Raw genomic sequence first — 11446 nt, forward strand, 5'->3', positions numbered from 1 at the left:
TCATGGCGATTAGTATGATTACTGAAACGTCATGTGTTCGGGTGATCGCACCGGTTTGGATGTTCGATTGGCCGGCAGCTCCTGTTCGAATCGGCCGCCTCAGGGAGATGCGGCGCCCGGCGGCTTTACGCTGATCGAGTTGCTGGTGGTCATCGCCATTATTGCCATCCTTGCTGCGATGCTGCTGCCGGCCCTTTCGAAGGCCAAAGCCAGAGCTCAACGCATCCAGTGCGCCGGCCAATTGCGGCAGCTTGGCATCGGGATAAACCTCTTTAACACGGACCATAACGAGTCTGCGGTGCCGGCAGTGTACCGGACAGGGGATTACCAGTACCAGCTCTCATGGGACGATTACATCCACCGCTACATTGGCGGTCATGATTCGGACTATGATTTAGAGCTGGGGATTACCGCTTCCAACCAGGTGCCGCGCATCTTGAAATGCCCGGCCGACCGTATTCAAGCGTCGATTTACTGGGGACCTTTTGTCTCGCGGCGCTCGTACTCGATGAATTTTGCGGGGATTTGGGACCTGGATGCCAAAGCGCCGATGCCGCCGGCAAAATTTGGCGTGGGTCTCTACATTAAGCATAATGACGGGTCGGTGCCGCCTTGGGATCCCCCGGGTTATAAGGTTACCTCTGTGCAGGACAATTCCGGCACTATACTTTTAGCGGAGGTGCCCAATGGCGAGAACATGGCCGGAAACGATTGGCCCTCCTTTTGTGCAGGACCGGTCTATTCGAGCGCAAACTTTCCGGGGCTGACGCCGGACTGTTTCCAAATTGGTTCTTCCCAGTTCAATTACGGCTCGGTTTCTTATGGATTGCATGCTGACCGGTTCAATTACCTCTTCCACGATAACCATGTCGAGATTCTCAAGGTGACCCAAACCATAGGGACAGGTACGACGAATGCCCCCAGGGGGATGTGGACAATGACGCTGGGGGATTAGGAGTTCCAAACTCCTGTGGAGCGCGCCGGCAGAGCGCAGCGGCGACGGGGCTTTTGGATAACGCGGCAGCCTTGCGAACAATCCAAAGCGGCGTCGCGCTTCGCTTGCCGCCGCACTCCATAAACCCCACAAAGCTGGGTTTTCGTGTCGATTGCGTTTTGCGGCTCAGACGGCATACTGGTTTTTATGCGGTTGCTTTTTGTCGGGGACGTTGTGGGCCAGCCGGGGCGGCGGGCAGTGAGAGAGCTAGTGCCCAGGCTGCGTGGGGAACACCGGCTAGACCTTGTAGTGGCCAATGGAGAGAATTCGGCCGGCGGCTCAGGCATAACGCGCAAGACCGCCGATGAACTCTTCGCCGGCGGAGTCGATATTATTACGAGCGGCGATCATTTATGGGATCAAAAGGAGGTCATGCAATTGCTGGAAGGCGAGCAGCGCTTTGTGCGGCCCTTGAATTACCCGGCTGGGACACCAGGGCAGGGGACGGCTTTGTTTCAGGCGGACGGCCTGCCGACTGTCGCGGTGGTTAACCTCCAAGGGCGCACCTTTATGCCGCCCCTGGAGAATCCGTTTCATTGTGCGCAGGCTGAGGTTGAGCGCCTGCAACAGATTGCCAGGATTATCTTCATCGATTTTCATGCGGAGGCGACTTCAGAAAAGGTGGCGCTGGCGCGAATGCTCGACGGGAGGGTGAGCGCCGTAATCGGGACACACACCCACGTTCAAACCGCCGACGAGCAGGTCCTGCCCGGAGGCACGGCCTTTCTGTGCGATGCCGGATTTACCGGGCCGCATGAGAGCGTGATTGGGCGGCAGACCGAGCCCATCATCCGCCGGTTTCTAACGAACATGCCCCAGAAATTCGACGTGGCTAAAGGCCGCACGCTGCTTCAAGGGGCGTTGCTGGAGATTGACAACCAAACCGGGCGTGCGCTGAGCATCCAACGGGTGTCTGAGTTGTGCCCGCCTGGCGAATGAGGGGCGGTCAATCCACCTCTGGCGCTTCGATGCCGAGGGCGTCAGACAGGTCGAGCAGGTGTTCCTGTTCCTGGACAATGATGCCGCGCAGGACTTCGCTGAGGGCGAATTCCCCCATCGCATCGGCCTGGCGAATGCGCTCGCGGTAGTTTTGGAGTGTGACTTTTTCGTTCTCGAGATCGAACTGGAGCATTTGGCGGGCGTCGGCGGAGGTCTTGACGGGCTTGGGCGTCACTTCGGGCATGCCGCCGAAATAATCGATCTGGCGCGCGATTTTCAAGGCATGGGCCAGCTCTTCGGCGGCGTGGATTTCGAGCTCCTGCGCGATGTCAGTGAAGGGAGCGCCTTTGAGGGTCTGGCTATAAACGGTGTAAGCAATAATGGCCTGGTACTCGCGGGCCAGGTCCTGGTTGAGAAGTTGGACCATTTCCTCGCGGCTAATCTTTTCGTGCTCGGTCAACACTGTGGTGTTCATAATCGATGCGTCCTTCTGCCGAACGGGGACCGGTTCGAGCCCCGCGACGATGTTAACCTCGCAAAATTTTGGCCAAGGTCAACCGCGATTGAAGGGGTGGTTTACCCCATAAGAAACGAAAGCGGAAGAGTGAGAAGCATCGGCAGATTAAAGGTGTAGTTCATGCCGATCTGGTTTCGCTTTTAATAGGGTTGTGGCTCATGGGCAGGAGGTAGGTTTTAGTTTGGGAAAAGGCGATGCGGAGGTCTTGGAGCAGAGAGCTGGCCCCATCGAGGGTGCCGGCGCGGGCGAGGTCTTCGAGTTTTTGGGACAACTCGGTGAGGCGTTTAGCGCCGAGGTTGAGGCTCATGCTCTTGAGGGCATGGGCATGGGAGGCCAAGGTGGAAGGGTCATCGAGGGACTGACTGATTTGCGAGACGCGGGATGGGGCGCCTTCGAGGAACAGGTCCACCATTTCCTGGAAGAGAGTTGCGCCGTTGTCCGAAGGCATGGCCTGCAACTCAGTGATATGGTCCTGGTCGAGGAGCTCGTCCACTGGAATGACTTTGGCCCGTGAAAGGAAAGTGGTATCGCTTCTGCGGCTCTTGGGCGGGCCCCAGTGTTCAATGGCGGCTTGCAATTCAGAGATGCGAACTGGTTTGGAGATGTAATCGTCCATCCCAGCAGCGAGACATTTTTCTCGATCGCCCATGAGGGCGTTGCCGGTCATGGCGATAATGGCAGGGCGTTTTTCTACGGGCCAGCGCCGGCAGATTTCGCGGGCGGCTTCCAAGCCATCCATCTCGGGCATTTGCACATCGAGGAAAAGGACATCATAAACTTTCTGTTCGAGGGCGCGAAGCACTTCGATGCCGTTGTTGGCGAGGTCGGCGCGGTAGCCGAGTTTTTGCAGGACGCTTAGCCCGACTTTCTGATTGATTGGATTGTCATCGGCCAGCAGGAGGCGAAGGGGCAGGCGACGCGCCAAGAAGACATCGAGCAACGGGGCGGCGGGGGCCTTTTTCTCGCGCTGGAGGTCAACGCTGAGGGCGCGGCAGAGGGCATCGAGCAATTGAGCGGTGCGAATGGGTTTATGGACGTAAACGGAGATACCAGTTTCGAGCGGGCGCTCGTCGTCGCTGCGCAAGCGGACTGAAGAGAGCAGGAGCAAAGGAAGGCGCCGTCCGCTGGGCTCTCTGCGGATTTGTTCAGCCAAGGCCAAGCCGTCCAGGTCGGGGAGTTGCAAATCGAGAATGGCGGCGTCCCAGGGTTTTTCATTATGGATGAGGCGCAGGGCATCGAGGCTATTGGAAGCGGACTGAACGGTCATGCCCCATTGGCCGGCGCGGTGGGCAATGATTCGCTGGTTGGTGGGGTTATCCTCGACGACCAGGAGGCGCCGGGCTGCCAAAGCCGGCTGGGGCGCTTGCCAGGCCGGGGGCGCGACGGGCGGGGCGGCTTTGGCCACCACCGTGAAATGGAAAGCAGCCCCCTTGCCGGCATCGCTCTCGACCCAGATTCGGCCACCGAGCAATTCGGCCAGGCGCTTGGAGATGGCCAGGCCCAAGCCGGTGCCGCCGTAATAACGGGTGGTGGAGGCATCGACTTGCTGAAAGGATTTGAAAAGGCGGGATTGCTTTTCGCGCGCGATGCCGATGCCGGTGTCGCGCACGCAAAACTGGAGCTGCCATTGTTCGGGATGCCGGATGAAATCGGTATCGGGCTTTTGGCCGGGCGCCAGCGCGCGAAGGGCGCGGCTGACAGGGGCCACTTCGATGACCACTTCACCCTGGTGCGTGAATTTGACGGCATTGCTGATGAGGTTCACCAGGATTTGGCGCAGTCGCGTCACATCGCTAACGAGGATTTTGGGGATGGTGTCATCGACAATATAAGCCAAATCGAGTCGTTTTTCGGCCGCCTTCGGAGTCAGGAGGTCGAGGGCTTCTTCGATGCAGGTGTGCAATTCGAAGGGATGATTCTCCAGCTCGAGTTTGCCGGATTCGATTTTGGAGAAATCGAGGACGTCATTGATAATGGTCAGGAGGGCGTCGGCGCTGCTGCGGGTGGCCTCGACGTAATCGCGCTGTTCATCGGTCAGCTCGGTATCCATGAGCAAGGCGGTCATTCCCAGCACCCCATTCATTGGGGTGCGTATTTCGTGGCTCATGTTGGCCAGGAACTGAGATTTGGCGAGGGTGGCCTCTTCGAGTTTTTGGTTGAGCGAGATGAGGGCGGAATTGCTTTCAATGAGTTGCTGCTGGCTTTCGCGCAAGGCGCGGTAGGCGGCATCACGTTGGGCGATGTTCAGGAAGGCTTTGGAATGGTAGCGGATGCGGGCGACCAATTCGATCTTATCGGGCAATTTGACCATGTAATCATTAGCGCCGAGGGCGAAGGCCTGGCCTTTGACCTGAGGGTTTTCATTGGTGGACAGGACAATAATGGGGATGTCCTTGGTGGCGGGGTTGGAGCGGAACTGATGGAGAAGGGAGAGGCCATCAATACTGGGCATGACGAGGTCTTGAAGGATGACGGTGGGTTGAATCTGGTTGGCCAGAGGGAGGGCTTCGCGGGCATCGGCGCAATAATGAAAAGTGATGTCCGGCTGATTGTCCAGGGCGCGGCGAACGGCTTCGCAGACCATGGCCTGATCATCCACCAACAGAACCAGGATATTATATTCCTGAGGCTGCCCCGGGCGGGCAGGGTTTAGATCCGGTTTGTTCTGCGAATCAGGCATGCCCTTTGCCTTTGGTCAAAACCAATCGGCCCAGGCAGGGGCCGATAGCGCTGAGGGGGAGGATTTCGATGGCGGCGTTGAGTTCGGCAGCGGCGCGAGGCATGCCATACACGGCGCTGGTGGCCTGGTCCTGTGCGATGGTGTAGTGGCCCCGGGTGCGCAAGAGCCGCAGGCCCTCAGCCCCATCGCGGCCCATGCCCGTGAGCAGGACGCCAACTATGTTGGTTTTCCAATGCTGGGCGACGCTCTTGAAGAGGATGTCTATGGAAGGCCGGTATGGATGGTTTGCGGGATAGCGTTGGTAAGCGAGCAACCCCGAGCAATCCAGGACGAGGTGATCCTCGCGGCCTGCGAGCAGGACGCTCGCTGGCTGCGGTGCATCGCCTTGCTGCGCAAGGCGCACGTCGAGGGGTGTATGGGAGGAGAGCCACTTGGCCAGGTCCGGCGCGAATTGCTCGTCGAGATGCTGGACGATAATGATGGGGGCCGAAAAATCATTGGGGATTTCAGCCAGCAGCCTGGCCAGAGCGATGGGGCCGCCCGCCGAAGCGCCGATAACCACGAGGGAATCGGGTTGGTGCCCTTGAGGAAAGGTAGGGCGGGATGTCTGGGCGCGGCGTTGGCGGGGAGCATCAAAGGCAGCGAGGGCAGCAGGGGAGATGCGTTTGCCAATGGCCTCGATCTTGGACAGCAATGCATTGGCGGCGCTGAAGGCTGCGGGAGGCGCGAGGGCGGGCGTGTTAATGGCATCGAGGGCGCCGGCGCCCATGGCCTCGAAGACCTTGGAGGAATGGCGAGCAACATCGACCGTGACGACGAGGATGGGGCACGGGGTTCCAGCCATAATGCGGCGTGTGGCTTCGACGCCATCCATAGCGGGCATGAGCAAATCCATCAGGATGAGGTCCGGTTTGTCCTGGGTGCAAAGGCGGACGGCTTCGATGCCATCGTGAGCTATCCAAGCGACCTGGTGAGCGGAGTTGAGCACGACCCGCGTAACGGCTTCGATGGCAAGGGGGAGGTCGTTGACAATGGCGATTCTCATGGGGCGAGCCGAGCCGGGGCGCCGGCAGTGGCCAAGGGGGTGGATTGGAGCGAGTTGAGCGCGGGTTGGCCGATGAGCCGTTCCATGCTGCGCAGCATTTCCTCGGTATCGATGATCAGTACAGGTGAACCATCCTCCATCAGGGCGGCGGCTGCGATGTCCCTTACCCGGCCCAGGCGAGGGTCGAGTGGTTGGACGACTAATTCGCGCTCGCCGAGGAACCCATCAACGACCAGGCCGTGACGAGCGCTGCGCCCGCTGAGGATGACGACCGGCAGGTTAGCGCCCGAAGGGAGCGGGGCGGGGCAGTCCAGGAGTTGATGAGCGGCGAGCAGGCCGACCTGCTGGCCGTCGAACTGGAACTGTTCACGACCTTCGACTGAGGCAACCTTGGTTCGAGGGAGCTTTAGGGTGCGGGTGATTTGGCCCAAGGGGATGGCGTAAGGTTCGCCGCCGACATCGACCAGGAGGGCTCGCAGGACGGACAGGGTGAGGGGCAACTGCAATTGAACCCGAAAGCCCTGGCCGGCATAGTTGCTTAGGCGAATCGCACCGCGCAGACTTTTGACCATGTTCTGCACCACATCCAGACCGAAGCCGCGCCCGGAGATTTCGGTAACGGTTTCCTTGAGGCTGAAGCCCGGCATGAAAAGAAATTCAAGCAAGTCCGCCTCGGAGAGTTTGGCTGCGGCGCTATCGGAGGTGAAGCGCCTGGCGACGATAGCGCGGCGGATGAGTTCGAGGTTCACGCCGGAGCCGTCATCCGAGACGGTAACGAGCAGGACGCCGGCGCTGTGGCGGGCTTCGAGGCGGAGAGAGCATTCGGGTGGTTTGCCGGACTGTTTTCGTACGGAGGGCGGTTCGCAGCCGTGATCGACGGCATTGCGCAAGAGGTGAGCGATGGGGGTTTCAAGCCGTTCGAGGATGTCGCGGTCCACAGGGGTATGCTCGCCGAGCATTTCGAATTTGATCTGTTTGCCCAAAGCGCGAGCAAGGTCACGGACCATGCGTGGGAAGCGGCGAGTGCCATCGCTGAAGGGACGCATGCGGGTGCGCAGGACCTCGAGATAAAGGCGCTGGGACAAATGGGCCGAGCGCCGATCGAACACGTCGAGTTCCTTAATGCGTTCAACCAGGAAGCGCTCGGAGTCTGCGACTTCGCGAAAGAGTTCATTAAAGCAGCCTCGAGAGTGCTCCGAAAGGGTGTGATGTTCGAGAGAGTGCCGGAGGCGTTCGAGGGTTTGGGTGATGCCGCGCTGGTCTCTCTTAAGATGCTGCAAGGAATCGGCGAAGGATCGCAGCCAGCGTGATTCGACAAGGGATTCGCCGGCGAGGGCCAGAAGGCGGTTCAGGTTCTCGGCGGTCAGGCGCACAACGCGTTCGGGCAGTTCGGCCTTGCGCGGCGCGGGTGATTGAGGGCGCTGCGGGAGCGGGTAGCTGGCCCCGATGCGCGCCAGGGAAGCGGGCGCGGGGTCAGCAACGAGGTCGGCTGGGGGATGCAGGGGCGGCTCGGTGGTGAGCGGCTGCGGCACAGCGGCATTGGCAGGCGGATAAGACCGGGGTTGGGGAGTGGTGGGTGAATGTTTGGATTGGTCCTCGAATGCGCCGGAGTTAGCCGGTTTGGGGCGCAAGGCTGAAGATGCCTCCAAGAAGGCATGAATGTCAGCAGAATGGTCTATGTCCCAGCGCGGGATGTCAGCTTCGGCGCGTTTGGCCAGATTTGCCAGAAGGTCTACGCCGCGCAAGAGCAGGTCCATGGTCGGGCCGGTCAGTAGGATTTCGTGGGCCTGGGCGGCGACGAAGTTGTCTTCGAGGGCGTGAGCAACGGTTTCGGCTGCCTGGAGACCGACGATGCGCGCGGCGCCCTTAAGGGAGTGGGCGGCGCGCATAAGGGCTTCAAAGGAATGGGTTTGATCGGGGGTGCGTTCGAGTTCGAGCAGACCGCTGACGAGAACGGCGGTTTGGTTTTCGGCCTCAGCCCGGAACAAATCGAGCATCGAAAGGCCGATCAGGTCGGTTTGGCGATTGGGTTTCAAGCAAAGCTCCTGCCGAGGGTTTTCAGCAAGCGTTCGGCGTCGAGAAGGCCGACCGGGTGCTCGTTGCAGTAGAAGATATGTTGGGCAAAGGCGTGGAAGGAGCGGCTTGGGCCATTGGGAGGTGGCCTGAGTTCCTGAGAATCCAGGCGCTCGGGACCGCTTACTTCGTCCACAGGCAAGGCGAGCCGGCCATCCTCGGAGTTGAGGACCAGAAGGCGTTGGTGGCGTTGGCGGAGGGTCTCGCGCGGGGGAAGCCCCGGCAAGCCCAGGAGGTGCCCGAGGGAGACACAAACCAGGAGTTCACCGCGAACATTGGCCACACCGATGAGGGGGCCTTGTCGCCGGTGGGGCAGGGAGTGAATGGGGCGGCGCTCGGAGACTTCCTGAAAGATATAGGTGGGGAGTGCCAGCCATTGGGATTGGACGCGAAAGGGGATAACGGAGAGGCTGACGGGCTCGGGCACTTTTCGTTTGGTGGCGAAATGTTCGGCCCATTGGGCGCGATAATCGGGCGGCATCGGGGTCTCCAGCAGCCGGACACCGGCGCTCCAATAGACGGTGCAATTGCGGCAATGGACGAACTCATGGAGCTTTGGACATGTGTTGTTCCCATAAACGCCAGTTTCGCGCCAGCACGCCGACACGGGGGTGAGGTCGGGCGATTGCGACAGCGGCTCGGCTGGCTGACTGATGAGTGAGGAATCGTCGGTCATACACATGGGACTGCGGCTTCAGAAAAGAGCAGGTCCTGGACCGGTTGCGCCAGGAGATTGCGTTCGATGAGCAATTGGATGGAGCCGCGGGCATCCATCAGGACCGGGCCGAGGTAGGGTGCGTCGCCGATTCGGACGCCCGGATCGATGAAATCACGCCGACTGGCGCGGAGCATCTCGGTAGCATGCTCGGCGACTAGGCCGAGGAGGCGGTTGCCGCCATGGCCATGGGGATAGTTGACGATAATGATACGGGTGCTGAGCCGCACCTCTGCAGGCCGGCCCTGGGTGAGTTCGGAGAGATCGACAGCGGGGACGGGGCGGCCACGGTAATTGAAGACACCGGCGACGCCTTTAGGGGCCTTGGGGAGGCGCTTCATTGGCAGGAGCGGAGCCACTTCCACCACGCCGCCCGCTTCGATGGCGTAGCGTTCTTTGCCGACTTGGAACAGGAGAAAGAGCATGGATGAAATTGGCCGGGTCAATCCTCAGCATCGCCATTACCGTTGTGGTGGAGGCGCCCGGGATGAAGGCCGAGCTTAAAGCGGGCAACGCTGGTTTGGAGGCCGCGCGCGGCGCCGTTGAGCTGTTCGATAGCCACGTTGGACTGCCGCAGCGAATCGGCAGTTTGCCGGGCGGCTTCGGTCAGTTGGCTGAGGGTCTCGCTAATCTGCTGGGCGCCGGTGGCCTGGGCATGCATCCCCAGGTTGACCGTCTGGAAACGCGGGGTGAGGTTTTGGACCTGGTGGATGATTTGGGTGAGGCGCGCGCCGACCTGGCGGACCTCCTCGACGCCGCGCCGGACTTCCTCGGAAAACTTGTCCATGCTGGTGACGCCGGCAGCGACAGCCGAGTGCATTTCCTTAACCATTTTCTCGATGTCGTAAGTGGCCACAGCGGTTTGGTCGGCCAAGCGGCGGATTTCCAATGCGACGACGGCGAAGCCCAGGCCGTATTCGCCGGCCTTTTCGGCCTCGATAGCGGCATTGAGGGAGAGCAGGTTGGTTTGGTCGGCGACTTTGGTGATGGTGGTGACAACGGAGTTGATGTTGGTGGTTTTTTCGCTCAACACGGCAAGCTTGGCGGTAATGGAGCCGGAGGCGTCCATGATCTGGCGCATGGTAGTCTCCATGCGGGCGATGGCCTCGCGTCCGCTGCCGGCCAGGTGTGCGGCTTCCTCGGCCACGACGTTGACCTCGTTCATGGTTTTGACGAGGTCCTTGGATGTGGCGGAGATTTCCTTGGAGGTAACGCCGATTTGAGCGGTGGTGGCGGCGATTTCGTGGGCGGTGCTTTGCTGCTCGCGCGCGGTGGCGGCGATTTGGGTGGCGGTGGTGTTGACCTGGATGCCGGAGCGCTGGACCTGGCCGACGAGTTCACAGAGGTCATCGGCGAGGCGGTTCAGGCCCTGGCTCACCACACCGAACTCATCATTCTGCTCGAGAGGGAGCCGTTCGGAGAAATCGCCCTGGCGCATGCGGTCGAGTGTGCCGATGACGGACTCGAGAGGAGCGGCCATGGCGGAGGATTGGAACAGACCGATAGCCGCGCAGATCAGCAGGATGAGGCCCAAGGAACCTAGACCCACGAGGGTAATGGTCTGCGCGCGCGCCGATTCAGTCATATTGACGCGGTCGATCTGGGTGGCAAAATCGTGAAAGACCTGGTCGCGCTGGCGGCTGATTGCGGAATAATTGGCGCTGTAATAGGTCATGGCATTAGCCGGGTCCCCTTCGGCCATTTCAAGGACGCGGGCCTGGAAAGCGCCGAAGGCGCCGGGGGTGGTGCCCCGGATGAAATCGCCCAGGCTCCTGACGGAGGCAAGCAACTCGGGAAAATCGCTATACTGGCTTTCGACCTCGACGATTTGTTCCTGGAGGCTCTTTTCGGCGCCCTCGATGGCCCTTTCCTCGGAAAGGCTCTTTGGGTCTGAAGCCAGGGTGCGGAGGGCATCATTCATACGAAGCACGTCGTAGTAGATGCCTTTCTGGATGGCGGCGAGGTGCTCGTTGCGTTGGATGGCGCTGGAAGCGGCATTTTGCATCCAGGCAGCTACGGCGAATGCCGCCAGGAGCAAGCCAACCAGCACGAACAGGGCCGTTTGGAGGCGTTTGCAGATTTTCATGCTAGCAGGGGCCGCGCCGCCAAGCCGCTGGACGGCACCGATTTGAGCGCGTGAGTTGGGCGCAATCCCCCCCGAAGCCCGGAGGCGCCAGGCTGCCCGCGAGCTTTGGGCGTGAGAAGAATGCCGTATCCATGCGTCTTTCCTTTTGCGATAACAGGATCATTACCGCTTTGCAGGGGTAAAAACAAGCAGGTTTTGGCAGGGTTTTAGGGGGTTGGATTGACTGGCTCGGGAGGGGCAGAACGGCGGCGGAGAGAGTCGAGTTGCATTTTGAGCATCTCCTGCATGGGCAATGGTTCGGGGGTGGGTGGCGGGACGGGTTCGAGTTGCTTGGGGATAAAGTTTCGGTGGGGAATGTCGGCTTCCGCAGGGCTTTTTCCCATTTTTGAGTCTCATG

The 11446-nt window shown here is 60.4% G+C and carries 10 protein-coding genes; 2 read left to right on the plus strand and 8 right to left on the minus strand.

Annotated elements, in window-relative coordinates; genetic code table 11:
• Positions 1–31 precede the first annotated feature (31 nt).
• Together VG146_06930 and VG146_06935 are read left to right on the plus strand one after the other, a co-directional pair.
• Positions 32–955, plus strand: coding sequence for a prepilin-type N-terminal cleavage/methylation domain-containing protein (locus VG146_06930; GenBank protein ID HEV2392082.1), 924 nt, complete (start codon positions 32–34; stop codon positions 953–955).
• Between the two features lie 186 nt (positions 956–1141).
• The gene (locus VG146_06935) at positions 1142–1933 is read left to right on the plus strand and encodes a TIGR00282 family metallophosphoesterase (protein ID HEV2392083.1); all 792 of its coding nucleotides are present in this window, start codon (positions 1142–1144) and stop codon (positions 1931–1933) included.
• A 7-nt stretch (positions 1934–1940) separates the two neighbouring features.
• On the opposite strand, the gene VG146_06940 is transcribed toward VG146_06935, so the two are convergent.
• From VG146_06940 to VG146_06975, 8 genes are all read right to left on the minus strand, one after another.
• Positions 1941–2408 carry a ferritin-like domain-containing protein gene (locus VG146_06940; protein ID HEV2392084.1) on the minus strand — a complete coding sequence of 156 codons (468 nt, stop codon included), beginning with the start codon at positions 2406–2408 and terminating at the stop codon, positions 1941–1943.
• A gap of 160 nt (positions 2409–2568) precedes the next feature.
• Positions 2569–5130, minus strand: a complete 2562-nt coding sequence (locus VG146_06945) for a response regulator (protein ID HEV2392085.1) — start codon at positions 5128–5130, stop codon at positions 2569–2571.
• A complete protein-coding gene (locus VG146_06950; GenBank protein HEV2392086.1) occupies positions 5123–6175 on the minus strand; it encodes a chemotaxis response regulator protein-glutamate methylesterase in 1053 nt (350 codons plus the stop codon). Before VG146_06950 ends, VG146_06945 begins: the two co-directional genes overlap by 8 nt.
• Positions 6172–8211 carry a chemotaxis protein CheA gene (locus VG146_06955; GenBank protein HEV2392087.1) on the minus strand — a complete coding sequence of 680 codons (2040 nt, stop codon included), beginning with the start codon at positions 8209–8211 and terminating at the stop codon, positions 6172–6174. Before VG146_06955 ends, VG146_06950 begins: the two co-directional genes overlap by 4 nt.
• Positions 8208–8924 (minus strand): chemotaxis protein CheW, encoded by a 717-nt coding sequence (locus tag VG146_06960; protein ID HEV2392088.1) that lies wholly within the window; start codon positions 8922–8924, stop codon positions 8208–8210. Before VG146_06960 ends, VG146_06955 begins: the two co-directional genes overlap by 4 nt.
• Positions 8921–9388, minus strand: a complete 468-nt coding sequence (locus VG146_06965; GenBank protein ID HEV2392089.1) for a chemotaxis protein CheW — start codon at positions 9386–9388, stop codon at positions 8921–8923. Before VG146_06965 ends, VG146_06960 begins: the two co-directional genes overlap by 4 nt.
• A gap of 17 nt (positions 9389–9405) precedes the next feature.
• On the minus strand, positions 9406–11049 hold the full coding sequence (locus tag VG146_06970) for a methyl-accepting chemotaxis protein (protein ID HEV2392090.1): 1644 nt from the start codon (positions 11047–11049) through the stop codon (positions 9406–9408).
• A gap of 206 nt (positions 11050–11255) precedes the next feature.
• Entirely contained in the window at positions 11256–11432 is a 177-nt protein-coding gene (locus VG146_06975) for a hypothetical protein (protein HEV2392091.1), read from the minus strand.
• Positions 11433–11446 lie beyond the last annotated feature (14 nt).

This window comes from Verrucomicrobiia bacterium (assembly GCA_035946615.1).
In the GTDB taxonomy this organism is placed as follows: domain Bacteria; phylum Verrucomicrobiota; class Verrucomicrobiia; order Limisphaerales; family UBA8199; genus DASYZB01.

Excerpts from the sequence above, each read along its gene's own strand:
- VG146_06930 (HEV2392082.1), top strand. The coding sequence starts at position 32 with ATGTGTTCGGGTGATCGCACCGGTTTGGATGTTCGATTGGCCGGCAGC.
- VG146_06935 (HEV2392083.1), top strand. The coding sequence starts at position 1,142 with ATGCGGTTGCTTTTTGTCGGGGACGTTGTGGGCCAGCCGGGGCGGCGG.
- VG146_06940 (HEV2392084.1), bottom strand. The coding sequence starts at position 2,408 with ATGAACACCACAGTGTTGACCGAGCACGAAAAGATTAGCCGCGAGGAA.
- VG146_06945 (HEV2392085.1), bottom strand. The coding sequence starts at position 5,130 with ATGCCTGATTCGCAGAACAAACCGGATCTAAACCCTGCCCGCCCGGGG.
- VG146_06950 (HEV2392086.1), bottom strand. The coding sequence starts at position 6,175 with ATGAGAATCGCCATTGTCAACGACCTCCCCCTTGCCATCGAAGCCGTT.
- VG146_06960 (HEV2392088.1), bottom strand. The coding sequence starts at position 8,924 with ATGACCGACGATTCCTCACTCATCAGTCAGCCAGCCGAGCCGCTGTCG.
- VG146_06965 (HEV2392089.1), bottom strand. The coding sequence starts at position 9,388 with ATGCTCTTTCTCCTGTTCCAAGTCGGCAAAGAACGCTACGCCATCGAA.
- VG146_06970 (HEV2392090.1), bottom strand. The coding sequence starts at position 11,049 with ATGAAAATCTGCAAACGCCTCCAAACGGCCCTGTTCGTGCTGGTTGGC.
- VG146_06975 (HEV2392091.1), bottom strand. The coding sequence starts at position 11,432 with ATGGGAAAAAGCCCTGCGGAAGCCGACATTCCCCACCGAAACTTTATC.